This window comes from Haloarcula litorea, assembly GCF_029338195.1.
Classification (GTDB): domain Archaea; phylum Halobacteriota; class Halobacteria; order Halobacteriales; family Haloarculaceae; genus Haloarcula; species Haloarcula litorea.
This window is the reverse complement of the sequence record NZ_CP119779.1, coordinates 822,623-847,929: the sequence shown is the minus strand read 5'-3', so window position 1 is coordinate 847,929 and position 25,307 is coordinate 822,623. Positions and strand designations below refer to the sequence as shown.

Here is a 25,307-nt window from a genome sequence, read left to right as displayed (position 1 = left end):
TAGCAAATGCCACAGGAAGACGTTCTCAGGGAGATCAAAGAGGCCGAGCGGGAGGCCGAGGAGATCGTCGCCGAGGCCGAGGAAGACCGCGAGGAGCGCATCGCGGAGGCCCGTGAGCGGGCCGACGAGATCCGCGAGCAGGCCCGCGAGGAGGCCGACGCGGCCGCACAGGAGCGCCTCGACGAGGAACGCGAGGAGATCGAGGCCGAGCGCGAGGAGCTCATCGAGGAGGGGGAGGCGGCCCGCGCGGAACTCGAGGAGCAGGCCGCCGGCAACCGCGACGAGGTGGTCGACCACGTCGTCGACCTGTTCGAGGAGGCGGTACATGCTCAGACCTGAGAAGATGTGCCGCGTCTCGGTGACGGGGTCGAAGCGCGTGATGGACGACACCATCGAGGCCGTCCACGGCCTCGACATGCTCCACGTCACCGAGTACGACGGCTCGTGGGACGGGTTCGAGCCGGGCGACCCGGTCGAGGGTGCCGACGAGGCCGCCGACAAGCTCGTCACCGTCCGGTCGCTGCAGTCCATCCTGGGCGTCGACGAGGACGACGCCGGCTCCTCGCAGCTCGTCCCCGACGACGCGCTCGACGGCAAGCTCGAGGAGATCCGCCGGGAGGTCACCGAGCTCGAGGACCGTCGCAACGAGCTGGAGGCGGAGCTCCGAGACGTCGAGGAGCGCATCGACACGATGGAGCCGTTCGTGACGCTGGGCATCGACCTCGACCTCCTGCGCGACTACGACACGCTCTCGGTCGCGGTCGGCGAGGGCGACGCCGGCGACGTCCGAGACGCCGTCGTCGATGCCGACCTGGCCCCCTTCGAGGTGTTCAGCGAGGACGGCGTCGTCGCCGTCTTCGCCCGGGCCGACGAGAGTGACCTCCAGGACGCGCTGGTCGGCGCGGACTTCTCCGCGCTCGAAGTCCCCGACGGCGAGGGCGAGCCGACGGAGTACCTCGAGGAGCTGCGCCACGAGAAACAGCAGCTGGAGTCGAAGCTCGACACCGTCGAGGACGAGCTCGACGACCTCCGGCTGGACTACGACGAGTTCCTGCTGGCCGCCGAGGAGCAGCTGGCGATCGAGGTCCAGAAGGCCGAGGCTCCCCTCTCGTTCGCGACGACGGCCAACGCCTTCGTCGCCGAGGGCTGGATCCCCAACGACAGGTACACCGAGTTCAAGGAGACCGTCACCGAGGCCGTCGGGGCGGCGATCGACATCGACCGGACCGAAGTCGCGGAGTACGACGACGAGGGCCACGTCCACTCCCGCGAGGAGATCGACTCCGGGGCGCAGGACCACGACACCGGCGACGTCACCGTCGGCGACACCGAGGCCGACGACTCCCAGGAGGCCGTCGCCGACGGCGGCGTCGTCACGATGAGCGCCGACGACCCGCCGGTCATCCAGGACAACCCCCGCGGAGTCAAGCCGTTCGAGGACCTCGTCGAGGTCGTCAACCGCCCGAAGTACGGCGAGTTCGACCCGACGGTCGCGTTCTTCCTCACCTTCCCGGCGTTCTACGGGTTCATGATCGGCGATCTCGGGTACGGTATCCTCTACTTCCTGGCCGGCTACGGACTCTACACCGGCGTCGACAGCGACGTGCTGAAGAGCCTCGGCGGCGTCGCGATGTGGGCCGGTGGGTTCACCGCGCTGTTCGGGATCCTCTACGGCGAGATCTTCGGACTGCACACCGTCGGCGAGGTGCTGTTCAACGGCAAGCCGCCGATGCACAAGGGGCTCCAGCCCACCTACGCGAACTACGCGCTGGCGTGGCTGACGCTCAGCCTGCTGGCCGGGATGGTCCACCTCGCGGCCGGCTGGATCTTCGACTTCGTCGAGAACCTCGGCCACGGGCTCTGGGACGCGATCACCGAGAGCGGGTCGTGGCTCCTGATGCTCTTCGGCCTGTGGGGCTGGGTGTTCTCCGGCGCGAACGGAGCCGCACCGAACTTCCTCTACACCGCCGAGGAGGGTGTCTTCGCCGGGAACCCCTACGCCTGGGGCTTCGCCGGCGTACCCGCGTTCAACCTCTTCGAGATCCCGGTCATCGGCGCGCCGTTCTCGGCGTGGCTGCTCCCGTTCTTCGCCGGGCTCGTCCTGCTCGGACTCGCCGACATCATCGAGGTCGTGGAGTTCCTGAACGTTTTGGTGAACGTGCTGTCGTACACCCGGCTCGCGGCCGTGCTGCTGGCGAAGGCGGGGATGGCCTTCGTGGTCAACCTCCTGTTCTTCGGGGCGTACACGCACGACGGCGAGTTCCACTTCCTCATCGGCCACGGTCCCGAGTGGGCCATCGCCGAGTACGGGCAGGAGGCCGTTATGTTCCCCGGACTGATGCACTCCGGCATCGCCGGGGTCGTCGGCGGCCTGCTGGTGCTGGTCCTCGGGCACGTCCTCGTCCTCGTGCTGGGGGTCACCAGTGCGGGCCTGCAGGGCGTGCGTCTTGAGTACGTCGAGTTCTTCGGGAAGTTCTTCGAGGGCGGCGGCAAGGCCTACAACCCGTTCGGCTACGAGCGGAACTACACCACCGACGACTGATCGTCGGTCCCGTCCGTTCGTCTGCCGGGAATCCCTTCCTGTGGGCCGCGATCAGTGGACTGTCACCGCGTACCACTCGTCGGTACGAGAGGGGCTAAACGGGCGGAACAGGACGCTGACGAACGCTTTTGGGAAGCTTTATGAACTCCGTGGGGTCACATACGCCTGTTCGGACACGAGCAACCCCAGAGAGGACTTCAATATGATCGAGAACATCGCACTCGTTGTCAACGCTGTACTGCAGGAAGGTAGCGCCGCACCCGCCATCCCCGCCTCCGCGGCGGCCGCCCTGGCCGTCGGGCTCGCCGCCCTCGGCTCCGGGTACGCCGAGCGTGGGATCGGTGCCGCCGCCGTCGGCGCTATCGCCGAGGACGACAGTATGTTCGGCCGTGGCCTCATCCTCACGGTCCTGCCGGAGACACTCGTCATCCTGGCGCTGGTCGTCGTCTTCGTCGTCTAAACACTCCCCCCTTTTCCAATAATGAGCCTTGATACAGTCGTAGAGGACATCCGAGACGAGGCCCGCGCGCGTGCAGAGGAGATTCGGGACGACGCCGACGAGCGAGCCGAGGAGATCGTCGCCGAGGCCGAGGCCGACGCCGAGGAGATCCGCGAGGAGCGACAGGCCGAGGTCGAGCGGGAGATCGAGCGGGAGCGCGAACAGCGACTCTCCTCCGCGAAGCTCGAGGCCAAGCAGGCCCGGCTCAACGCCCGGCGGGACGTCCTCGAAGAGGTCCGCGAGGAGGCCGAGCAGGCCATCGCCGACCTCGAGGGCGACCGCCGCGAGGAGCTGACCCGCGAACTGCTGGAGGGTGCCGTCGCGGAGTTCGACGACGGTGCCAGCCTGCAGGTCCGCGGTCGCGCCGCCGACGAGGGCCTCATCGAGGACATCCTCACCGACTACGACGACGCGACGTTCGCCGGCGAGTACGACTGCCTCGGCGGCGTGGTGGTCGAGAGCGAGGGTGCCCGGGTCCGCGTGAACAACACGTTCGACTCGGTCCTCGAACAGGTCTGGGAAGACAACCTGAAGGAAATCAGCGACCGACTGTTCGACGACCAATGAGCGGGCCAACGACGGCACAGAGCGGCCAAGGAAGCAACTACGAGTACGTCATCGCTCGGGTTCGGTCCCGTCGCTCGTCGCTGTTCGACGACGACGACTACCGGAAGCTGGTCCGGATGGGGACGGGCGAGATCGCCCGCTTCATGGAGGACACGGAGTACGAGACCGAGATGAACGCCCTCGGCGCGCGCCACTCCGGCGTCGACCTCATCGAGTACGCGCTCAACCGCAACCTCGCGAAGCACTTCGACGACCTGCTGGACTGGTCCGAGGGCCGACTGTACGACTACGTCGCCCGCTACCTCCGGAAGTTCGACGCCTGGAACGTCAAGACGGTCCTCCGCGGCCTCTACTCCGGCGTCGACTCCTCGGACGTCGAGGACGACCTCATCCGCGCCGGCGAGTTCGAGGACCGGCGCATCGAGGCGCTGCTGAACGCCGGCAGCGTCGAGGACGTCGTCGAGCTGCTCGACGACACCATCTTCGGCGAGGGGCTGGCGGCGGCCTACGAGGTCTACGAGGAGACCGAGACGCTCGTCCCGCTGGAGAACGCCGTCGACCGCGCGTTCTACGAGACGCTGCTGGAGGGGCTCCCGGACAACCCCGAGATCGACAGCCCGACCGGACTCTACGTCGAGTTCCTCACGGCGGAGGTCGACTTCCGGAACCTCCGGAACGCGCTCCGGCTGGCCCGCAGCGGCGCGGACCTCGACCCCTCGGAGTACTACATCGAGGGCGGGAAGCTGTTCGACGAGGACAGCCTCGCACAGCTGGCCACGAACGTCGAGGGACTCGTCTCGCGAGTCCGCGAGAGCACGTACGCGGACGACCTCGACGCGGCACTGGACGCGCTGGCCGAGGCCGACAACCTCATCGAGTTCGAGCGCGCGCTCGACGCGGCGCTGCTGGAGTACGCGGACAAGCTGTCGAACCGCTACCCGCTGTCGGTCTGTCCGGTGTTCTCCTACATCCTCGCCAAGGAGCGCGAGGTGGACAACATCCGCGCCATCGCGCGCGGCCGCGAGGCGGGACTCGGACCAGACGAGATCGAACAGGAGCTGGTGATACTATGAGCCAGGAGATCGGCGTGGTCGGGAGCCCGGAGTTCACCACGGGCTTTCGACTGGCGGGCGTCCGCAAGTTCGCGGACGTCCCACAGGACCAGAAAGACGAGCAGCTCGACGACGCCGTCGAGGAGATGCTCACCGACGACGACGTCGGCATCGTCGTGATGCACGACGACGACCTGTCGCATCTCTCTCGTGGCGTCCGACAGGATGCGGAGACGAGCGTCGAGCCCGTGCTGGTGACGCTCGGCGGCGGCACCGGCAGCGGGAACCTACGCGAGCAGATCAAGCGAGCCATCGGGATCGACCTGATGGACGAAGACTAACTATGAGTCAAGCAACAGAATCCGACGTCCGAGAGGACGGCATCATCGAAAGCGTCTCGGGACCGGTCGTAACGGCGCGAGACCTCGACGCCCGGATGAACGACGTGGTCTACGTCGGGCAGGAAGGGCTGATGGGCGAGGTCATCGAGATCGAAGGCAACATCACCACCATCCAGGTGTACGAGGAGACCTCCGGCGTCTCGCCGGGCGAACCCGTCGAGGGGACCGGTGCGCCGCTGTCGGTCGACCTCGGACCGGGGATGCTCGACGCCATCTACGACGGCGTCCAGCGCCCGCTCGACGTCCTGGAGGAGAAGATGGGCTCGGCGTACCTCGACCGCGGGGTCGACGCGCCGGGCATCGACCTGGAGAAGACCTGGGAGTTCGAGCCGACCGTCGAGGCCGGCGACGAGGTCGAGCCCGGCGACATCGTCGGGACCGTCCCCGAGACGCCCAGCATCGAACACAAGGTGATGGTCCCGCCCGACTACGAGGGCGGCGAAGTGATCTCGACCGAGTCCGGCAACTACACCGTCGAGGAGACGGTCGTCGAGCTGGACAACGGCGAGGAGATCCAGATGCGCCAGCAGTGGCCGGTCCGCGAGCAGCGGCCGACGGTCGACAAGGAGACGCCGACCGAGCCGCTCATCTCGGGCCAGCGCGTGCTGGACGGCCTGTTCCCCATCGCGAAGGGCGGGACGGCCGCGATTCCGGGTCCCTTCGGCTCCGGGAAGACGGTCACCCAGCACCAGCTCGCCAAGTGGGCCGACGCGGACATCGTCGTCTACGTCGGCTGTGGCGAGCGCGGCAACGAGATGACCGAGGTGATCGAGGACTTCCCCGAGCTGGAGGACCCGACCACCGGCAACGCGCTGATGGACCGGACCTGCCTCATCGCCAACACGTCGAACATGCCCGTCGCGGCACGCGAGTCCTGCGTGTACACGGGAATCACCATCGCGGAGTACTTCCGCGACATGGGGTACGACGTGGCGCTGATGGCCGACTCCACCTCGCGGTGGGCCGAGGCGATGCGGGAGATCTCCTCGCGGCTGGAGGAGATGCCCGGCGAGGAGGGGTACCCCGCGTACCTGGCCGCCCGCCTCAGCGAGTTCTACGAGCGGGCCGGCTACTTCCAGAACATCAACGACACGGAGGGCTCCGTGTCGGTCATCGGCGCGGTCTCCCCGCCCGGCGGGGACTTCTCGGAGCCGGTCACCCAGAACACGCTGCGGATCGTCAAGACGTTCTGGGCGCTGGACGCGGACCTCGCGGAACGGCGGCACTTCCCGTCGATCAACTGGAACGAGTCCTACTCGCTGTACCGGGACCAGCTGGACCCGTGGTTCGTCGACAACGTCCGCGAGGACTGGCCCGAGACCCGCCAGTGGGCCATCGACACGCTCGACGAGGAGGCCGAGCTCCAGGAGATCGTCCAGCTCGTCGGGAAGGACGCGCTGCCGGAAGACCAGCAGCTCACGCTGGAGATCGCCCGCTACCTGCGCGAGGCGTGGCTCCAGCAGAACGCCTTCCACGACGTGGACACGTACTGTGAGCCCGAGAAGACGTACCGCATCATGGACGCCATCCAGACGTACAACGACGAGGCCTTCGAGGCACTCGAGGCCGGCGTCCCCGTCGAGGAGATCACCGACATCGACGCGGCACCCCGGCTGAACCGCATCGGCGTCCAGGAGGACTACAACGAGTACATCGACGAACTGGAGGAGGACATCACGTCCCAGCTCCGGGAGAAGTACTAATGACCAAGGAATACCAGACCATCACGGAGATCAGCGGTCCGCTGGTGTTCGTCGAGACCGACGAACCCGTCGGCTACGACGAGATCGTCGAGATCGAGACCAGCGACGGCGAGATTCGCCGCGGCCAGGTGCTGGAGTCGGCCAGCGACTACGTCGCGATCCAGGTCTTCGAGGGGACCGAGGGCATCGACCGCGAGGCCTCGGTCCGCTTCGAGGACGAGACGATGAAGATGCCCGTCACCGAGGACCTCCTCGGGCGGGTTATGGACGGGACCGGCCAGCCCATCGACGGCGGGCCGGAGATCGTCCCGGACGAGCGCCGCGACATCGTCGGGGCGGCGATCAACCCCTACTCCCGGGAGTACCCCGAGGAGTTCATCCAGACGGGGGTCTCGGCCATCGACGGGATGAACACGCTCGTCCGCGGGCAGAAGCTCCCCATCTTCTCGGCGTCGGGGCTGCCCCACAACGACCTGGCCCTCCAGATCGCCCGGCAGGCCTCCGTCCCGGAGGAAGAGGAGGGCGACGACGACGAGGGCTCGGAGTTCGCCGTCATCTTCGGCGCGATGGGGATCACGGCCGAGGAGGCAAACGAGTTCATGGACGACTTCGAGCGCACCGGCGCGCTCGAACGCAGCGTCGTCTTCATGAACCTCGCCGACGACCCGGCCGTCGAGCGGACCATCACGCCGCGACTGGCGCTGACCACGGCGGAGTACCTCGCCTTCGACAAGGGGTACCACGTCCTGGTCATCCTGACGGACATGACCAACTACTGCGAGGCGCTGCGCGAGATCGGTGCCGCACGCGAGGAGGTCCCGGGTCGCCGTGGCTACCCCGGCTACATGTACACCGACCTCGCCCAGCTCTACGAGCGGGCCGGCCGGATCGACGGTCGCGAGGGCTCCGTCACCCAGATCCCGATCCTCACGATGCCGGGCGACGACGACACCCACCCCATCCCGGACCTGACGGGGTACATCACCGAGGGGCAGATCTACATCGACCGCGACCTCAACAGCCAGGGCGTCGAGCCGCCGATCAACGTCCTGCCGAGCCTGTCGCGGCTGATGGACGACGGCATCGGCGAGGGCCTGACCCGCGCCGACCACGCCGACGTGAAAGACCAGATCTTCGCCGCCTACGCGGAGGGTGAGGACCTGCGCGACCTCGTGAACATCGTCGGCCGCGAGGCCCTGTCGGAACTGGACAACAAGTACCTGGACTTCGCCGACCGCTTCGAGGACGAGTTCGTCGACCAGGGCTTCGACACCGACCGGGACATCGACGAGACGCTGGAGCTGGGCTGGGACCTCCTGTCGATGCTGCCCAAGGACGCCCTGAACCGCATCGACGAGGACCTCATCGAGGAGCACTACCGCGAGGACGAGACCGCGGAGAGCGCCGAGGACGAGGCCGTCGAGGCCGAAGCGTAGCCGACGCGTCCCGGACGCGATCGGCACCTCGCTCGGATCCGCGCGATATTTGCCGGCCGATACCCAATCGTTTGGGTAGTGTAAACTTTACTTGTGCAGCCTAAACTGAGAATGTACTATGCCACAACCAGGAAGCGAATCGATTTGGCTTTGGCTCGGCACAGCAGGGATGTTCCTCGGCATGCTGTACTTCATCGGCCGGGGATGGGGCGAGACCGACGAACGGCGGCAGAAGTTCTACATCGCGACCATACTGATCACCGCCATCGCGTTCGTGAACTACCTCGCGATGGCGCTCGGGTTCGGCCTGACGTTGGTCGAGCTCCCCAACGATCCCGAGGCCCCGATCTACTGGGCCCGGTACACCGACTGGCTGTTCACGACGCCGCTGTTGCTGTACGACCTCGGCCTGCTGGCCGGTGCGGACCGCAACACCATCGCGACGCTCGTCAGCCTCGACGTGCTGATGATCGGCACCGGCGTCGTCGCGACGCTGTCGGCCGGGAACACCGTCCTCTCGGTCGGTGCGACCCGCCTCGTCTGGTGGGGCATCAGCACCGCGTTCCTGCTGGTGCTGCTGTACTTCCTGTTCAGCTCGCTGTCCGGCCGCGTCAGCGACTTGCCGAGCGACACCCAGAGCACGTTCAAGACGTTGCGCAACCTCGTGACCGTGGTCTGGTTGATCTACCCGGTCTGGTGGCTCGTCGGGACCGAGGGGATCGGCCTCGTCAGCATCGGCATCGAGACGGCCGGGTTCATGGTCATCGACCTGGTCGCGAAGGTCGGCTTCGGGTTCATCCTCCTGCAGAGCCACAGCGTGCTCGACGGCGCTGCGGAGACGACGACCGGCGCGACGCCGGCCGACGACTGACGCGAGCGGGAACCGAGTGGGTCGGGTGCCGACCCACGCGACGTGCAGCCCCGTTTTTTCGGCACAGGCTCCGTCAGCGACGGCTGTCGCGGTCAGGGTGACTGAAAACGGTTAACTGCCTCGGCCCGAAACGGCCCGGTAATGGCGAAGGACGTCAAACCCACTCGGAAGAACTTGATGCAGATCGAGGACCGCATCGAGCTCTCCGAGCGCGGGCACGACACGCTGGAGAAGAAGCGTGACGGCCTCATCATGGAGTTTATGGACATCCTGGACCAGGCACAGGACGTCCGCGAGGACCTCGACGACTCCTACGAACGCGCACAGCAGGCCATCGACATGGCGCGGGCGATGGAGGGCGACGTGGCGGTCCGGGGCGCGGCCTCCGCGCTGAAGGAGCACCCCGAGCTCACAACCCAGTCGAAGAACATCATGGGCGTCGTCGTCCCGCAGATCGAGTCCAGCAAGGTCCAGAAGTCCCTGGACGAGCGCGGCTACGGCGTGATGGGCACCTCCGCGCGCATCGACGAGGCGGCCGACGCATACGAGGAGCTGCTGGAGAACATCATCCTCGCGGCCGAGGTCGAGACGGCGATGAAGAAGATGCTCGACGAGATCGAGACGACCAAGCGCCGCGTCAACGCCCTGGAGTTCAAGCTCCTGCCCGACCTCTACGACAACAAGGAGTACATCGAGCAGAAACTCGAGGAGCAGGAGCGCGAGGAGATCTTCCGGATGAAGAAGATCAAGGCCAAGAAGGAGGCCGAAGAGGACGACCCGACCCTCGACGAGGACGAGGAGGAAGAAGTCGAGCCGGTCGCCGCCGACGACTGACACGGGTTGTCGTAGCGACGTACCGGGGCGCGCCGATCCCGAGGTCGGCGCGGTCCGGAGACGATCGACGACAGTCCGTGTGCGGACCCACGGTTCTTTCTCTCTGCGCGTGCTCGCGTCGGTATGTCCTGTCCAGCCTGCGGGGGCGACACCGTCGCCGTCCCCGTCCCGTCCGACCTTCGCGAGTACCTCCCGGGCGACGCGCCCGCCGTCACCGTCTGCCGAGCCTGCCTGGCGATGCGGCCGACCGAGGACCCGCCGGCGTCGCCGCCCGACCTGACGGCCGTCGACGACGCGATGCCGGCCGACGACGCGGCGGCGGTCCCGATGGTCCTGCTGGTGGGACTGCTCGACTCGCTCGCGCTCCACCGCGCCGAGATCACCGCCCTCCTCGAACGGGTCGAGCGAGCGGGCACCGACCCGCTGCTCGTCGTCGACCGGCTCGCCGACAGCTACGGCGACGACGCCCACGTCGACCTCGCGGCCCGCCGCCGGCAGCTCGAACAGCTGCTCTGACCGGACCTATGTGGTTAGGTGCAGAGACTATACCCCCGACGCGGCTACGGTAGTACGCGGCCAGGTGTGCATCACACACTCGGGCCGACGACGTGCTGTCGACCCCCGTCCCCACTTCCCACTCCCACTTCGACACCCCGGAGCGACGGCACCGAACCGACCGCTTAGACGCCGGTCGAGTACCGGAGCAGGCCCGCGACGCCGCCGAAGGCGGTGAGCAACTGCTCGCCCTTCTCGAAGTCCGTCGAGATGAACACCGTCTCCGTCCCCCGTTGCTCGGCCAGCTCCATCAGGTGGTCGATGGCGTCCTCGCGCTCGGCGTCGTCGGCGTCGACGGTCGCCGAACACCGGCTGCAGTCGTGATCGTCGGTCGCCGCCGAGCTGTCGATCAGCTCGTACTCGTCGTGGCCGTTCTCGCAGGTGTAGGTGACGACGTCTTTCCGGAGGTCCTCGGAGATGAGCAGCTGTTCGACGGCCCCCATGTTGAGGTTCTGTCGGGTCTGGTCGAACCCGTAGGTCGCCAGGTCGCCGTCGTGGAGCTCCTTGAAGAAGTCCTCCATCACCTGCTTGTCCTGGAGCATCTCGTACTCGTCGAGGACGTCCTGCGAGGCGTCGACGAGGTCGTACAGGCCCGACTCGTCGGTGTAGGCCACGTCGAACTTCCCGAGCACCATGTCCTGGAGCTCGTGGTGGAGGTAGTCGCCGTCGAGGAACTCGTCTTTCGTCGGCGACGGGCCGCCGACGAGGACGCCGTCGAGCTCGTGGCGCTCGGGCACGAACAGGTCGTTTGCCATCCCCGCGACCTCCTGGTAGAAGTTGTCGATGGCCTCCAGCCGCAGGCGGGCGAACCGCTGTGCGGACTGGCCACCCTTGCGCTGCTTGCCCGGGACCAGCGAGGACGCGGACTTGACGGGTTCGACGCGTTTGCCCTTCAGCCAGCCGACGTTGGCCTCCCGCCGGTCGAGCACGATGAGGCCGAACAGCCCCTTGTCGGCCAGCATCTCCTCCAGCGGCTCGGTGAGGAACTCCGAGTCACAGTGGTAGCGGAACGACTGGATGGGATCGGGCGGCCCCTCCAGGACCTTCGTCACCATGTCGGTCCGGCCGCCGCCCTGGTCGATGGCACCGGAGAACAGCACCATCCCGTTCTCCGGGGCGGTGTCGTAGTACCGGAGCCGGTCCTTGATCGAGGTCAGCGCGTCCTGGACGGCCGTCCGGGTGTCCTTGGACTTGATGTTGGAGGCCTCGGAGTGTTCCTGAGTGACGTGGGCGACGACGTCGCTCAGCTGCTTGTCCTCGGGGACGTAGATGGAGACGAGCTGTGTTCCTGATCCCCGGTAGTCCTTGAGTTCCTCGATGACCTTCCGGAACTCGTATTTCTGTTTGTCCGACTGCTCCTGTTCCTGCTCACTCATTACCTCGTGTTGGCCGAGGCTGTGTAAGAACCTGTTGACAGGGCGGCGCGACCGAAGGGAGCGCCGCCGTACGGTCGAGCGGGGAGGAACGAGCCGCGAGCAGCGAGGAGTGAGACTGGGGGGAGCCGTCCGCGGTTCGTCGAGCGCCGAGAGACGGGCGTCCCGAGACGGCCGAGGCGGGGGCCGGGACCGGAACCGCCGGTGCGAGGCCCGGCGGGCCGCCCGGGGAGAGGTGACAGGCGGCTTTATGTGACTCCCAGTCTTGGGGTCAGACAGTCAAAGAATGGCGGGGTACGTGTGCACCATCGCGGGCGGCAAGGGCGGCGTCGGGAAGACGACGACAGCGGTCAATCTCGGCGCGGGCCTCGAGGAGATGGGGTACGACGTCGCCGTCGTCGACGCCGACCTCGGGATGGCGAACCTCGGGGCGATGCTGGAAGTCGAGCCCGAGAAGAGCCTCCACGAGATCCTCGCAGGCGACGCCGCCGTCAGCGAGGCGCTGACCGACGCCGCCGGCGGGCTGACGGTCATCCCCGGCGAGCAGTCGCTGGAGGCCTTCGCCGACGCCGACCCCGCCAAGCTCCGGAAGGTCATCAAGACGCTGCGCAACGCCTACGACGTGGTGCTCATCGACACCGGCGCGGGCCTGAGCCACGAGGTGGCGGTGCCGCTGGGGCTGGCCGACGGCATCGTCCTCGTGACCACGCCGGACGAGGTGGCCGTCGGCGACACGGTCAAGACCGCACAGCTGGCCGAGAAGATCGACGGCGAGGTGATCGGCGCGCTCATCAACCGCGTCACGCGCCACACCGACGTCGCCGGGATCGCCGAGCGGTTCGAGTTCCCGCTGCTCGCGGTCGTCCCCGACGACACGCAGGCGACCCGGCACGAGCCGCTGGTGCTCAACCACGCCGAGAGCCCCGCGGCCGACGCCTACCGGCGGCTGACCGAGGCCCTGGAGGGCGTGTTCTTCCAGGGCGAGACCGTGGCCGAGGACGTCGACACCATCGTCGAGGAGAGCTGGTTCGTCGAGGACGAGGAGGCGGCCGCCGGAGCGGACGAGGACGACGAGGAGTCCTCCGGCGGGATGTTCGGCCTGTTCAACTGACGGCGGGGCCGCTCACATCGAGTCCGGCGCGGCGACCCCGACGGCGTCCAGGGCGTTCGCGACCGTGTGTCTGGTGGCAGCGACCAGCGCCAGCCGCGCGGCCCGCGTCCCGTCGTCGGCGTCTAGCACCGGGCACTCCCGGTAGAAGGCGTTGAACGTCTCCGCCAGGTCGCGGGTGTACGTCGCGACCGTGTGGGGCTCCAGGTCGGCGGCGGCCTCGTCGATCACCGCGGGGAACCGCGCCAGGACGCGCAGGAGGTCCCGCTCCTCGGGTTCGTCGAGGGCGTCGAAGTCGGCCGCCAGCTCCGCGTCGTCGGCCTCGCTCAGGATCCCACAGCACCGCGCGTGGACGTACTGGACGTAGGGGGCCGACTGCGCCTCGAAGTCCAGCGCCCGGTCCCACTCGAAGGTGATCCCCTTCGTCGGCTGTTTCGAGACGACGTCGTAGCGGACCGCGCCGATACCGACCTGGTGGGCGATTCGCTCGACGTCCGCCTCGTCGAGGTCGCCCCGCGACCGATCGTCCAGCCGGGCCTCGACCTCCGCGCGGGCCCGGTCGACGGCCTCGTCGAGCAGGTCGTCGAGGTCGATGCCGGTCCCCTCGCGGGTGCTCATCCCGCCCTCGGGGAGGTTCACCCACGAGTAGAACACCTGCCGGAGGTCGTCGGTGTCGTTGCCCAGCAACTCCAGGGCCGCCGAGAGCTGGTCGGCCTGGAGCTTGTGGTCCTCGCCCAGGACCGTCACCGCGCGGTCGTAGTTGTCGAACTTCCACTCGTGGTGGGCGAGGTCCCGCGTCGTGTACAGCGAGGTCCCGTCCGACCGGAGGAAGACGAGGTTCTTCTCGAAGTCCGGAAGGTCCAGCTGCCAGGCGTCGTCCTCGTAGACGGCACAGTCCAGCTGCTTGAGCCGGTCGACGAGGGCGTCGGTCGACCCGTCCCGCATGAACCGCGTCTCCTTGACGAACTCGTCGAACTCCGCGGGGAGCCGTTCGAGGGTCCCGACCATCCCGCCCAGCACGGTGTCGACGACCTCGGCGACCCGCTCGTAGGTCTCCTCGTCGCCCTCCTCTAGGCCCTGGAGGATGGCCTGGATCTCGGCCTCGGCGGTCTCGACGCGGTCGGGGTCGGCCTCCTCGAGGAACGTGTTGCCCTTGCGGTAGTAGCGGACCATCTCGTACTCCGGGGCGTCGCGCTCGGGTTCGGGCAGGTCGCTCTCGTCGAAGGTCTCGTAGGCCCACGTGAACACCGCGATCTGTCGGCCGGCGTCGTTGACGTAGTAGTGGCGGTCGACGTCGTAGCCGGCGTAGTCCAGCACGCGGGCGACGGCGTCGCCGATGATGGGGTTGCGCGCCCGGCCGACGTGGACCGGCCCGGTCGGGTTCGCCGAGGTGTGTTCGACGACGACGCGCTCCTCGCGGGCCGGCAGGCGACCGTAGTCGTCGTCGCCGGCGGCGTCGAGCGTCTCCGCGAAGTAGGCGTCGCTGGGCAGGAAGTTCACGTACGGCCCCTGGGTCTCGACCGCGCTGACGTAGGTGAGGTCGTCGGCGTCGACGGCGTCGGCGACATCGGCGGCGACCTCCGGCGGCGGCGCGCCCACCTCGCCGGCCAGCCGGAACGCCGCCGAGGAGGCCAGCACGGCGTCGACGTCGGCGGGCGGCTCCTCGATGCCGAGGTCGTCGGTCGGGAGGTCCAGGTCCGCGAGCGCGGCGGCGAGCGCGTCCTCGACCTCCGCGCGGAGCTGCAGGAACATACCGTCACCTCTCGCGGCGGGCAGTAAGAGGGTAACGAACCTACGCCAGCAGCCGCTGGCCGAACACCATCAGGAACAGACTCGCCACCATCGAGAGCGTGACGGCGACGGTGACGGCCGTGGTCACCTGTCGGCGGTCGGGCACCGGGAGCCGGGAGACGACCGACTCCGTCGTCGCCCGGAGGATGTGCCCGCCGTCCAGCGGGAACGTCGGCACGCAGTTGAACTGCCCGACGACGATGTTGATCCACCCGGTCCAGAACAGCGCGTTCGCCAGCAGGAACACCGGCGTCTTCCCGAGCGCGCCCAGGGGCCCCTCGACGGTGTAGAAGTTCGTCCAGAAGCTCGTGAACCCGGGGAAGTTGTACGCGAAGCCGGTCCCCGGGGCCGCGCCGATGACCGGCAGGAGGAACGTGAAGTAGATCCGGCGGGCGAAGCCCAGGTCGGGCGTCTCCGCGCCGCCGGAGTCGCCGCCGATGACGCTCAGGAACGTCGCGGCCGGGTAGGCGTCGATGCCGAAGTCGTTGACCTCGATGCCGCTGACGCCCGGCTCGAGGGTCACGCCCAGCAGCGCGCCGCCGGTCCGCTCGTTGGTGGCGACGTCGACGTCGTAGACCTGTCGCTGCCCGTCGACGTAGGCGACGACGGGCACCGTCCGCTCGGGGTCGGTGTCGGCCAGGACGGCGGCCAGCGCCGTGCCGTTGACCGTCCGCCGGCCGTCGACGGCCGTGACGACGACGCCCTCACCGGCCGGGGCCCCGGCGTCGTCGAGGGGGCCGTCCTCGGCCACGAGGACGTACCCGCCCGTCGGCATCGTCACCGTCCGCCCGTCCTCGGTCGCCAGCTCGGCGACCGGGTGCCGGGCGGCGGCCCGGACGAACGCGTCGCTCGTCGAGACGTTCGTCCCGTTGACGCTGACGATCGTGTCGCCGCCCGTCAGCGGGGCGCTGGCGACGGCGCTGCTGACGACCACCTCGCGCTGGACGGTCACCGCCTCGGCGTCCCGGCGCGTGACCTCGACGCGCTGTGCGTCCGTCGACGACAGCACCTCCCGGAGCTCCGCCGGGTCCGACACCTGCCGGCCGTCGACGGCCGTGATGACGTCGCCGGAGCCGATGCCGGCCTCGGCGGCGGGCGTCCCGGGGAGGGTTCCGCCGACCGGGAAGCCGTCGACGACGGCGATGGAGCCGGCGACCGGGCCGAAGAGGAGGACCAGCGCGACGATCGCCAGCGCGAAGTTGTTCGTGACGCCGGCGGCGTACATCCGGATCTGCGTGCCCCGGTCCGAGCGGAGCAGTTCGTCCTCGTCGGGCTCGACGAACGCCCCGACGGGGAGCACGGTCAGCAGCGCCACGCCCATCGACTCGATGCCGACGTCCTCGACCCGGCAGAACAGGCCGTGGCCCCCCTCGTGAACGACCAGTCCGAGCAGGAGCCCCAGCAGGATCTCTGGGGCGACCGACAGCGGGAGGAAGTCGTTGACGCCGGGGATCGCCAGCGCGTTCCGCGGTTCGTTCAGCGCGGTCGGCTGGGGGTTGACGATCGCCTGCTGTGCGCCCAACACGAAGAGGAGGAACGAGCCGACCATCACGACGAGCGCGACGCCGACACCGAGGTTCCCCCACGCCCGCCAGAACCGCCTCGGGCGGGCCAGCCGGTCGAGGAGGACCTTCCCACGCTGGGTGTGGATGGTCGTGATGGGACCGCTGAACCGGATGTAGTCGGGGACCACGCCGCGGGCCTTGAGCGCCATCGCCGCGAGCGTGTAGGCGACGAGGCCGGCGAGAACCCACGTGAGCGTACTCACCATTTGTCGGACCGTGGGGCCAGCAAAGCAAGAGGGTTCGGGTTCGCCCTCTCTCGTCGCCCCTCCTTCGGTCGCTCTTCGAGCGCGCCCGCCTGGGTACCCCGGCGCACGTCGACGGGGGCTCGCCTCACTCCCCGTGACCGGTCTCGCTCTCGCCGACTGCCCGAGACGGGCGATCCCCGTCTCGGCGGTCCCGGAACAAGACATATGCCACGCCGAGAACGATGGTCGGGTATGGGAACCGACCTCCGGGCCGCCGCACTCGGGGCCGACCTGGACCGGTCGTTGCAGGGGGTGCTCGTCGCGGTGGGACTCTCTCTGCTCGTGTTGGTCGTTTCGTTTCTCCCGGTTGCCGCTGGTGCGGTCGTCGAGCCGGGCCTCGTGATCGTCGGGTTCGGGCTGGCGAGTTGGTGGGCGTACGACAACAGCGGGCTCGTGGTCAGTGTGGCGCTGGTCTCGGGTCCCGTGGTGGCACGGCTGACGTACTTCTGGTGGCTCTCGCTCGGACGACCCACTCCGGTCACCCTCCCGCTTTCGTTCGCGGGACAGGGCGCGTGGGCGATGTGGCTGCCCGTAGCGCTGTCGCTCGGCGTCGTCGCGTTCGCGGCCGGGGTCGTCGTTCGCCGGGGCCGCCGTCTCGTCCCGCTCGCGGCCCGAAGCGGCGCGTAGCTCTCCGGGCACTACTGCGGGATCGTCAGCGGTCGGTACGCACACCGACCGGCGGCCTCACGAGCGGTCGATCCCGAACCGGACGGCGACCGACACAGCCGGCCCGCTCACGCCTCCCGGCGCAGCCGCTTCACGACGAAGTCGCGGTCGAGTTTCGCGACGAACGGGCCCAGCTGTGGCCCCTCGGTGTCGTCGAACAGCAGCCGGTAGCCGGCCGCGAAGAACTCGCCGATGTCGAGGTCGTGGCGCTTGGCGGTCTCGTAGATCTCGCCCTGGATCGCCTCGCCGTCGTGGCCCTCGGCCACGAAGTCCGCGAGGTCGTCCAGCGCCGCCTCGGTGGCGGCGTCGAAGTCCGTCTCCGGGATCTCGGCCCGCTTGAGCTCGTAGTCGAACTCGTTGCCGGTCCGGCGTGCCCAGGCCCGGGCGCGCTCGACCCGGGCCAGCGCGTCCTCGACGGCCCACTCGGGGGCGTCGTCGGGGATGTGCCCCTCCTTGCGGGCGATCTCCTCCCGGAGGGCGGGGTCGTCGGTCATCCCCAGCACGGCGGCGAACGTGTAGGGGATGCGGACCCGGTCTTCCCGGACCTCGTCGACGACCATCGGGTAGGCCCGCTCGACCAGGGCCTTCTCGTCCTCGTCGCGGGGTTCGGTCTCGCCGAAGTACACCCGCTCGAAGCGGTCGAACTCGTCGACGAGCTGGTCGAGCCGTTCGACGGAGAAGTCCCGCTGCTTGCGCGGGTTCTTCGTGAAGAAGTACCGGAACACCTCGGGTTCGAGGACTTCGAGCACCTCGTCGACGGTGACGACGTTGCCCGACGACGAGGAGAGGGGTTCGCCCTCCAGCGTGAACCACTCGTAGACCATCGGGACCGGCGGCTCGACGTCCAGGACGTTCTCGGCGACGTCCTCGCCGGAGGGCCAGGAGCCCTCGGCGTGGTCCTTCCCGAACGGCTCGAAGTCGACCCCGAGTAGGTCCCACTGAGCGACCCACTCGAAGCGCCAGGGGAGCTTCCCGTCCCGGAGGGTGGCGACGCCCTCGTGGCCACAGCCCTCGATGGTGTCGTCGCCGGCCTCGACGTCCGAACAGACGTATCGGACCTCGCCGGCGTCGAGGTCGACCTCGGCGACGCCCTCGGTGAGGTGGCCACACTCGGCGCACTGGGGGACGAACGGGACGTAGTCGTCGTCGACCTTGTTCTGGTACTTCGCCAGCACCTCGCGGGCGCGGTCCGCGCGTTCGAGCACGCGGCGGGTGATCGGCTCGAACTCCCCGTCGGCGTACAGCTCCGTGTTCGAGACGAACTCCACGTCGACCCCGACCAGTTCGGCGCTCTGCTGTAGCAGGGTGGTGAAGTGTGCCCCGTAGGAGTCACAGCAGCCGAAGGGGTCGGGGATGTCGGTGTAGGGCTTGCCGAGGTTCCGGCCGAGCGCCCCGGCGTCGACCTGGCCGAGGCCGACGACGTTCCAGTCGAGGTCGGCGAGCTGTCGGGGCACGCTGCGCAGGCGGTCCTTGTCGTCGGCGGTGAACACCTGCCGGACCTCGTGGCCGCGATCCCGGAGCGCCTCGGCGACGAAGTAGCCCCGCATAATCTCGTTGAAGTGACCGATGTGGGGCACGCCGGAGGGGGAGACGCCGCCCTTGATGACGATGGGGTCGTCGGGGTCGCGGGCCTCGACGGCGTCGGCGACGGCGTCGGCCCAGAACGCCCGCCCGTCCTCGCGGCCGACCTCGTAGGGGTCCTCGGCCATCCTACGCCCCCGGTCGGATCTCGGTGCCGTCGAACTCGTCGTCGGCGACGGCCCGGGCGACCCGCTCGGGATCGGTGCCGTCCAGCACGACCGCCCGGATGCCCGACCGCTTGATGACCTTCGCGGCCAGCAGGTCGACGGGGGCGTTGCTCCCGGCGTCCATCTCCATACCGGCGATGATGTCGACCAGTTCGTCGGCTCCGAGGCTGTCGAAGCGGGTCGCGTCGGCGTCCTCGTTCGGGTCGGCGTCGAAGACGCCCGGGACGGAGGTGGCGTAGACGAGCAGGTCGGCGTCGACGTACTCCGCGAAGGCCGCGGCGACGGCGTCGGTGGTCTGTGCGGCGACGACCCCGCCCAGGACGGGGATGTCCCCGCGGCGGATGGCCTCGCGGCCGGACTCGTAGCTCTCCGCGGGCGTCGGTGCGGCCCGGTCGTCAAGCGCGGCGATGAGCAGGCGGCCGTTCAGCCGGGTGACGGCGATGCCGAGCTGGTCGAGTTCGATCTCGTTGGCCCCCAGTTCGCGTGCGGTCCCGATGTACTCCCGGGCCGTCGGTCCACCGCCGACGACGGTGGCGAGCGTGTGGCCGCGGTCGTCGAGGTCCTGGAGGACGGTCGCGTAGTCGGCGACCCGGTCCGGTTCGAGGTCGGGCGCGAGGACGCTCCCGCCCACTGAGACGACGACTTTCATTAGCCCGGCGTACCCGCGACGCGCTCTTAAGGGTTGTCAAGCCCGCTCGGTGGGCCAGTGGCCCACACGCCACAGCGCCAGGACCGAGAGCCCCGTCAGACGGTTCCACGGCCGGAAACGGCGGGGTCGCGGCCGAAAAACGAACGGTATCGTCTGACGATAGCGGCAACAATTCCCGAAAATACCGGCTGAAATCATCGCGTCGTGGGGGCGAAGCGGTCGCCGAGACGGAGTCGGCCCACTCCCCGAAGACCCACTCAGATAGTCGTATAAAACGTCTAAATATTTCTCAGCCGCTCGTAAAACGTCCGTTTCACGGGGATCTGGGGTGAAAGGCTCCGAAGCGACGCGAAGCTTCGCCCCTTTATATGCACCCTGCGTCACAAGGGGTGAGTGAGGTATCAGATATGAGCGCTACCACGAAGCCCTCCGGTGACGAAGCGCCGTCCAAGGAACAGCAGCTCAAGTCCTATCTCGCCGAGAAGGCGGCCGACGGCGAGATGTACTTCAAGAGCAAGTTCATCGCAGACGAGGTCGGCCTGTCCCCCAAGGAGATCGGCGCGCTGATGGTGAAGCTCAAGGACAGCGCGACCGATCTCGAAGTCGAGAAGTGGTCGTACACGAGCGCGACGACCTGGCGCGTCGAACCCGCGTAATCACGTTTCTGGTCCCCACTCCCTCTCGCGGGCACGGAATACTTGTGCCCGCATCACCTATCGCGAGTCGATGAGTCGCCCCTCCGAGGAGCCGCCGGGTCCCGACGCGCTCGCGGGCGTGTTCCACGTCACCGCCGTCCGCGAGGACGGCGGGACGGTTCGCTACGTCGGCGATCCGCTCGTCCCGCCCGACGCCGTCGTCGACGAGCTCCGCCCGCTGTTCGCCGAGCGCGGCTACGACCTCCGGCTGGAGGACGGTGCCGAGCGGACCGACGGCGGCCGCGAGGTCGGCGGCCTGGTCCCGCGGCGGTACGCACTCGTGGCCGAACCCGCGGCGGACGACGGGATCCCGTGGCTCAACGTCGTCCTCCTCGTCGCGACGATCGCCTCGACGCTGTACGTCGGCGCGAGCAGTTGGTACTACATCCCCGTCACGGAACAGCCGCTGCGGCTGTTCGAGGCGTGGCCGTTCGTCGTCGCGATGCTCGGCGTGCTGGGCATCCACGAGCTCGGCCACTACGTCGCCGCCCGGTACCACGGCGTCGACGTGACGCTGCCTTTCTTCATCCCGTTCCCGTCGCTTCTGGGGACGATGGGCGCGGTCATCAACATCCGCGGGCGCATCCCGAGCCGGCGCGCCCTGTTCGACATCGGCGTCGCCGGGCCGCTGGCGGGGCTGGTCGCGACGGCCGTGGTGACGGTGATCGGGTTCACGCTCGACCCGATCGCCGTCCCCGACAGCGTGGCGAACGCGGGGACGGGCTTCGCCATCGACTTCCACGAGCCGCTGCTGATGCAGGCCCTGCGCGCGCTCGTGGAGGCGCTCGGACTGGCGGCCACGTACGGCCCCGGCGAGGCGGTCCACCCCGTCGTCTTCGCCGGCTGGGCGGGGATGTTCTTCACCTTCCTGAACCTCCTGCCGGTCGGGCAGCTGGACGGCGGCCACGTCGTCCGGGCCATCGTCGGGCCGCGCCAGGAGACCATCGCGGCCGCCGTGCCGGGCGCGCTGTTCGCGCTGGCGGGCTTCCTCTACCTGACCCGGGACGCGCCGCCGATCGGGTTCGGCGTCTGGACGCTGTGGGTGTTCTGGGGGCTCATCTCGACGGGGCTGGCCTACGCCGGCCCCGCCCGGCCCACCGTCGACGAGCGCCTCGGCCCGCGCCGGACGGCACTGGGCGTGCTGACGTTCGCGCTGGGCGTCGCCTGTTTCACCCCCGTCCCCTTCGAGATCGTCGCCGCGTAGCCCGCCGACCGGCGTAAAATGCCGTAAAATCCGCGAAAACGGGCGAAGCGTCGGGGGTTTATACGTGGGTGTGGGTCGTAGGGACGGGTACAGATGCCCGCCCACAGCCCTCCCACGACCGACGACGGACCCGGTACCGGGTCCGCCGCCCTCTCCGACCACGAGCGCGCGAGCGCCGCCGACCGCGCGGCCCGACAGGTCGCCGCGGCGCTGGACGCCGACCACCCCCGCCCGGAGTGACCCGCCGCCTCAGTGCGAGTAGCCGCGGTCCGGCAGGGGCTCGCCGTCCAGCGTGACGCCGGCCTCGGTGACGGTGCCGACCCGGTGGAGCGCACACGGCGTCGCGTCCCGCGCCGCGTCGAGCGCCGCCTCCGGAACCGCACACACCAGTTCGAAGTCCTCGCCGAAGAACGCCCCCAGCTCCCGGCGGTCGTCGGCGTCCTCGGCTACCGCCTCGACCGCCTCGTCGACCGGGAGCGGCCCCGAGAGATCGGCCCCGCAGTCGCTGGCCCGGCAGAGCTGGTGGACCGACCGCGCCAGGCCGTCGCTGGAGTCGAGCATCGCCGTCGCGTACTCCCGCAGCGCGACGCCGGCCGCCACGCGGGGCGTGAACCGGAACAGGTCGTTGGCCCGCTCGGGCTCGCCGCGCTCGAACAGCCGCACCGCGGCGGCCGACCGACCGAGCGTCCCGGTGACACACAGCGCCTCGCCCGGCGACGCCCCAGAGCGCAACACCGGATCGTCGGTCTCCCCCAGGGCCGTCGTCGCGACGGTGAACTCCCGGTGGCCGTCGAGGTCTCCCCCGACGTACTCGGCGTCGACGGCCGCACAGACCTCGGTCGCGCCGTCGAGAAACGCCGTGAGGTCCGTCTCGTCGAACGCCGGTGACGCGTAGACCGCCACCGCGGCCGTCGCGTCGGCCCCCATCGCCGCCACGTCCGACAGGGACGCCCCGACCGCCCGCCAGCCGGCGGTGTAGCGGCTCGTCCCGTCGGGGAAGTCCGTCCGCTCGTGGAGCATGTCGGTCGTGACCACCTGCCCGTCGACGACGGCACAGTCGTCGCCCGCCGCCGGGAGCCGGTCGCCGATCAGCGCCAGCGCCGCCTGCTCGTCCATACCCGTCGGTCGGCCGCCCGGGACAAAACCCCGGTGGCTGCCGGCGCGTGGCTTTGTCGGTGGGTTCAAACGCGCGAGACACGACGACCCGGTATGGACGGCAACCGCGTCGCACAGGTGCTGGGGTTCGTCGGTGCGCTGGCGGTCCTGGCCGGCCTCGTCTGGTTCGTCGGCGTCGACCGGACGATCGCCGCGCTGACCCGGGCGGACCCGCCGACGCTGGCGCTGGTCGTCGGCATCGCCGCGCTCTGGATGACGGCGTGGGGACTGGCGCTGTGGTCGGTACTGGGGGCGCTGCGAACGCCGGTCGCGGCCCACACGGCGATCCTGGTCTACGTCGCCGCCGTCTTCTCGAACAACGTCACCCCGTTCGGGCAGGCCGGCGGCGAGCCGCTGTCGGCGCTGCTGATCTCCTCGGCGGCCGACAGCGAGTACGAGACGGGGCTGGCGGCCATCGCCAGCGTCGACACCGTCCACTTCGTCCCGTCGATCGGTTACGCCGTCGTCGGGTTCACGTTCGTCGCCGCCGGCGCGATCCGGCTGGGCCGCAATCTGGTCTTCGCCGCCGGGGCCGTCGCCGCCCTCGCCGTCGGACTCCCGCTGGCGGCGTATCTCGGCTGGCGCTACCGCTACGAACTGGAGGAGGCCGTCGTCCGGGTGTTCACCCCGATCGTCCGGGTCGTCGGGAGGGTTCTACCGTGGCGGTCGCCGCCGACCGCGGCCTCGATCGAGCGGCGGATTGAGGGCTTCTTCGTCGCCATCGACCGCATCGCCACCGACAGACAGACGCTGGCCCAAACGCTCGGCCTCTCGGCGCTGGGCTGGGCCTGCCTGACGGCGTCGCTGTGGACGTCGCTGTACGCCGTCGGCTACACGGTGCCGGTGGCGGCGGTGTTGCTGGCGGTCCCGCTGGGCAACGTCGCCAGCATCACGCCGCTCCCGGGTGGATCGGGAGCCATCGAGGCGGTGCTGGTGACGCTGCTGGTCTCGACGGTGGGACCGCTGACGGCGGCGGCGGCCACCTCGGCGGTGCTGGTCCACCGCGGGGCGACGTACCTCCTGCCGATGCTCGTCGGCGGCGTGGTCGCCAGCTTCCTCGGGGCGGACACGGCGACGGCCCACGTCGGGAAGTGATCCGGTGCCGCCCAGCGCCCGGGAACGACGCGCTTAAATGACGCCGCCGGGAATCGAGACGTAATGACGACACTCTACGACGCGCCCGCGGAGGACCTCATCGAGGCCCTCACCGAGAAGCTCGCAGCCGAGGACGACATCGAGGCCCCCGACTGGGTGGCCGTCGCCAAGACCGGCGTCGACCGCGAACTCCCGCCCGAGCAGGACGACTTCTGGCAGCGCCGCTGTGCCAGCCTGCTCCGGAAGGTCGCCGTCGACGGCCCGGTCGGCGTCAACAGCCTCCGGACCGCCTACGGCAGCTCAAAGCAGGGGTCGACCCGCTACCGCGTCCGGCCCAAGCAGAAGGCCGAGGGCTCGGGCAACGTCATCCGCACGGCGCTCCAGCAGCTCGAGGACGCCGGCTACGTCGAGACCAGCGAGAGCGACGGCCGACGGGTCACCGGCGAGGGCCGCAGCCTGCTGGACGACACGGCCGGCGAGGTCATCCAGGACCTCGACCGCCCCGAGCTCGAGCGGTACGCCTGATCGGCGGCTCCGTAATCGTTTTCCGGCACAGGCCGGTAGCTACTCACAACTATGAGTGGCGACCCCAGCGAGGAAGAACTGGAGGAGCTCCGCGAGAAGAAGATGGAGCAGCTGAAAGAACAGCAGGAGGGCGACGCCGAGGCCCAGGAGGCCGCCCAGCAGCAGGCCGAGGCACAGAAGAAGGCCGTCCTGCGACAGCACCTCACCGACGGTGCCCGCAAGCGGCTCAACACCGTCAAGATGTCGAAACCCGACGTGGGCGAACAGATCGAACAGCAGGTCGTCGCGCTGGCCCGCAGCGGGCGTGTCCAGGGACAGATCGACGAGGACCAGATGAAGGAGCTGCTGTCCGAGCTGACCCCGGACTCCAAGAGCTTCGACATCAAGCGCCGGTAGGCCGGGATGCACTGCGGCCTGCTGTACAGCGCGGGCAAGGACTCGACGCTGGCGGCGCTGCTGCTCGCCCCCTTCTACGACGTGACCCTCGTCAGCGGCACGTTCGGCGTCGTCGACCCGGCCCCCGCCCGCGAGGCCGCCGCGTCGGTCGGCTTCGCCCACGAGACCGTCGACCTGGATCCCGAGGTGGCCCACGCCGCCGTCGAGCGGATGCGCGACGACGGGTTCCCCCGCAACGGCATCCAGCAGGTCCACGAGCACGCCGTCGAGGTCGTCGCCCGCGGCGACTGGACCGACGACCTCGCCGCCGTCGCCGACGGCACCCGGCGGGACGACCGGGTCCCGACGATCGAGCGCCCCACCGCCCAGAGCGTCGAGGACCGCTTCGGCGTCGACTACCTCGCGCCACTGGCGGGCGTCGGCCGCGGCGCGATCGACGCGATGGCCGCCCGGGCGCTCGACGTCGAGACCGGCCCCAGCGCCGACGTACCGAAGGCCGACTACGAGGTGGAGCTACGGGCGCTGCTGGCCGACGAGTACGGCGAGGAGGCGATCGACGAGGTGTTCCCCGACCACACGCAGTCCCGTGTCAGGGGCCGTCGCTGACCGTCGCGGCCGAACGGACAGGTTCA

Annotated in this window: 26 protein-coding genes; 20 read left to right on the top strand and 6 right to left on the bottom strand. The window is 69.3% G+C overall.

What is annotated here, in order from left to right:
* Nucleotides 1-6: 6 nt before the first annotated feature.
* The 11 genes from ahaH to P0592_RS04390 all read left to right on the top strand — a co-directional run bounded on the left by ahaH (nt 7) and on the right by P0592_RS04390 (nt 10,421).
* Entirely contained in the window at nt 7-339 is a 333-nt protein-coding gene (gene ahaH / locus P0592_RS04440) for an ATP synthase archaeal subunit H (protein WP_276273065.1), read from the top strand.
* Nucleotides 326-2,542, top strand: coding sequence for a V-type ATP synthase subunit I (locus P0592_RS04435; RefSeq protein ID WP_276273064.1), 2,217 nt, complete (start codon nt 326-328; stop codon nt 2,540-2,542). Before ahaH ends, P0592_RS04435 begins: the two co-directional genes overlap by 14 nt.
* A gap of 202 nt (nt 2,543-2,744) precedes the next feature.
* On the top strand, nt 2,745-3,002 hold the full coding sequence (locus tag P0592_RS04430) for a F0F1 ATP synthase subunit C (RefSeq protein WP_276273063.1): 258 nt from the start codon (nt 2,745-2,747) through the stop codon (nt 3,000-3,002).
* Between the two features lie 21 nt (nt 3,003-3,023).
* Complete coding sequence (locus P0592_RS04425; protein ID WP_276273062.1) at nt 3,024-3,608, top strand: V-type ATP synthase subunit E; 585 nt, start codon at nt 3,024-3,026, stop codon at nt 3,606-3,608.
* A complete protein-coding gene (locus P0592_RS04420) occupies nt 3,605-4,681 on the top strand; it encodes a V-type ATP synthase subunit C (protein WP_276273061.1) in 1,077 nt (358 codons plus the stop codon). Before P0592_RS04425 ends, P0592_RS04420 begins: the two co-directional genes overlap by 4 nt.
* Nucleotides 4,678-5,001: a V-type ATP synthase subunit F gene (locus tag P0592_RS04415; RefSeq protein WP_276273060.1), complete on the top strand. Its 324-nt coding sequence runs from the start codon at nt 4,678-4,680 to the stop codon at nt 4,999-5,001. Before P0592_RS04420 ends, P0592_RS04415 begins: the two co-directional genes overlap by 4 nt.
* Nucleotides 5,002-5,003: 2 nt before the next feature.
* A complete protein-coding gene (locus P0592_RS04410; protein WP_276273059.1) occupies nt 5,004-6,764 on the top strand; it encodes an ATP synthase subunit A in 1,761 nt (586 codons plus the stop codon).
* The gene (locus P0592_RS04405; RefSeq protein ID WP_276273058.1) at nt 6,764-8,200 is read left to right on the top strand and encodes an ATP synthase subunit B; all 1,437 of its coding nucleotides are present in this window, start codon (nt 6,764-6,766) and stop codon (nt 8,198-8,200) included. The genes P0592_RS04410 and P0592_RS04405 overlap by 1 nt, the downstream gene beginning before the upstream one ends.
* Before the next feature lie 118 nt (nt 8,201-8,318).
* The gene (locus P0592_RS04400) at nt 8,319-9,071 is read left to right on the top strand and encodes a bacteriorhodopsin (protein WP_276273057.1); all 753 of its coding nucleotides are present in this window, start codon (nt 8,319-8,321) and stop codon (nt 9,069-9,071) included.
* A 141-nt stretch (nt 9,072-9,212) separates the two neighbouring features.
* The gene (locus P0592_RS04395; RefSeq protein WP_276273056.1) at nt 9,213-9,905 is read left to right on the top strand and encodes a V-type ATP synthase subunit D; all 693 of its coding nucleotides are present in this window, start codon (nt 9,213-9,215) and stop codon (nt 9,903-9,905) included.
* A gap of 123 nt (nt 9,906-10,028) precedes the next feature.
* On the top strand, nt 10,029-10,421 hold the full coding sequence (locus P0592_RS04390) for a DUF6276 family protein (RefSeq protein ID WP_276273055.1): 393 nt from the start codon (nt 10,029-10,031) through the stop codon (nt 10,419-10,421).
* A gap of 164 nt (nt 10,422-10,585) precedes the next feature.
* Here the strand turns inward: P0592_RS04390 and prf1 are convergent, their stop codons facing one another.
* Nucleotides 10,586-11,836 carry a peptide chain release factor aRF-1 gene (gene prf1 / locus P0592_RS04385; protein ID WP_276273054.1) on the bottom strand — a complete coding sequence of 417 codons (1,251 nt, stop codon included), beginning with the start codon at nt 11,834-11,836 and terminating at the stop codon, nt 10,586-10,588.
* Nucleotides 11,837-12,119: 283 nt separating this feature from the next.
* Here prf1 and P0592_RS04380 point away from each other — a divergent pair, with 283 nt between their 5' ends.
* Nucleotides 12,120-12,944: a MinD/ParA family ATP-binding protein gene (locus P0592_RS04380; RefSeq protein WP_276273053.1), complete on the top strand. Its 825-nt coding sequence runs from the start codon at nt 12,120-12,122 to the stop codon at nt 12,942-12,944.
* Nucleotides 12,945-12,956: 12 nt separating this feature from the next.
* Here the strand turns inward: P0592_RS04380 and argS are convergent, their stop codons facing one another.
* Both argS and P0592_RS04370 read right to left on the bottom strand, forming a co-directional pair.
* Nucleotides 12,957-14,693, bottom strand: coding sequence for an arginine--tRNA ligase (gene argS, locus P0592_RS04375; RefSeq protein ID WP_276273052.1), 1,737 nt, complete (start codon nt 14,691-14,693; stop codon nt 12,957-12,959).
* A 40-nt stretch (nt 14,694-14,733) separates the two neighbouring features.
* Complete coding sequence (locus P0592_RS04370; RefSeq protein WP_276273051.1) at nt 14,734-16,503, bottom strand: site-2 protease family protein; 1,770 nt, start codon at nt 16,501-16,503, stop codon at nt 14,734-14,736.
* Between the two features lie 231 nt (nt 16,504-16,734).
* Between P0592_RS04370 and P0592_RS04365 the strand changes: the two genes are divergently transcribed.
* Entirely contained in the window at nt 16,735-17,169 is a 435-nt protein-coding gene (locus tag P0592_RS04365) for a hypothetical protein (protein WP_276273050.1), read from the top strand.
* 107 nt (nt 17,170-17,276) lie between these two features.
* On the opposite strand, the gene lysS is transcribed toward P0592_RS04365, so the two are convergent.
* On the bottom strand, nt 17,277-18,917 hold the full coding sequence (gene lysS, locus P0592_RS04360; RefSeq protein ID WP_276273049.1) for a lysine--tRNA ligase: 1,641 nt from the start codon (nt 18,915-18,917) through the stop codon (nt 17,277-17,279).
* 1 nt (nt 18,918) lies between these two features.
* A complete protein-coding gene (pyrH, locus tag P0592_RS04355; RefSeq protein ID WP_276273048.1) occupies nt 18,919-19,605 on the bottom strand; it encodes a UMP kinase in 687 nt (228 codons plus the stop codon).
* A gap of 407 nt (nt 19,606-20,012) precedes the next feature.
* On the opposite strand from pyrH, the gene P0592_RS04350 reads away from it, so the two are divergent.
* The 3 genes from P0592_RS04350 (at nt 20,013) to P0592_RS04340 (ending at nt 21,744) form a co-directional block, all read left to right on the top strand.
* Nucleotides 20,013-20,261: a DUF7123 family protein gene (locus P0592_RS04350; RefSeq protein WP_276273047.1), complete on the top strand. Its 249-nt coding sequence runs from the start codon at nt 20,013-20,015 to the stop codon at nt 20,259-20,261.
* Between the two features lie 70 nt (nt 20,262-20,331).
* Nucleotides 20,332-21,504 carry a site-2 protease family protein gene (locus P0592_RS04345; protein ID WP_276273046.1) on the top strand — a complete coding sequence of 391 codons (1,173 nt, stop codon included), beginning with the start codon at nt 20,332-20,334 and terminating at the stop codon, nt 21,502-21,504.
* A 93-nt stretch (nt 21,505-21,597) separates the two neighbouring features.
* Nucleotides 21,598-21,744: a hypothetical protein gene (locus tag P0592_RS04340; RefSeq protein ID WP_276273045.1), complete on the top strand. Its 147-nt coding sequence runs from the start codon at nt 21,598-21,600 to the stop codon at nt 21,742-21,744.
* 9 nt (nt 21,745-21,753) lie between these two features.
* Here the strand turns inward: P0592_RS04340 and thiL are convergent, their stop codons facing one another.
* Entirely contained in the window at nt 21,754-22,620 is an 867-nt protein-coding gene (gene thiL, locus P0592_RS04335) for a thiamine-phosphate kinase (protein ID WP_276273044.1), read from the bottom strand.
* Nucleotides 22,621-22,713: 93 nt separating this feature from the next.
* Here thiL and P0592_RS04330 point away from each other — a divergent pair, with 93 nt between their 5' ends.
* The 4 genes from P0592_RS04330 to P0592_RS04315 all read left to right on the top strand — a co-directional run bounded on the left by P0592_RS04330 (nt 22,714) and on the right by P0592_RS04315 (nt 25,281).
* Nucleotides 22,714-23,754 carry a lysylphosphatidylglycerol synthase transmembrane domain-containing protein gene (locus P0592_RS04330; protein WP_276273043.1) on the top strand — a complete coding sequence of 347 codons (1,041 nt, stop codon included), beginning with the start codon at nt 22,714-22,716 and terminating at the stop codon, nt 23,752-23,754.
* Between the two features lie 63 nt (nt 23,755-23,817).
* Complete coding sequence (locus P0592_RS04325) at nt 23,818-24,279, top strand: 30S ribosomal protein S19e (RefSeq protein WP_276273042.1); 462 nt, start codon at nt 23,818-23,820, stop codon at nt 24,277-24,279.
* Nucleotides 24,280-24,330: 51 nt separating this feature from the next.
* Nucleotides 24,331-24,675, top strand: coding sequence for a DNA-binding protein (locus P0592_RS04320; protein WP_276273041.1), 345 nt, complete (start codon nt 24,331-24,333; stop codon nt 24,673-24,675).
* A 6-nt stretch (nt 24,676-24,681) separates the two neighbouring features.
* Nucleotides 24,682-25,281 (top strand): DUF7411 family protein, encoded by a 600-nt coding sequence (locus tag P0592_RS04315; RefSeq protein WP_276273040.1) that lies wholly within the window; start codon nt 24,682-24,684, stop codon nt 25,279-25,281.
* Nucleotides 25,282-25,307 lie beyond the last annotated feature (26 nt).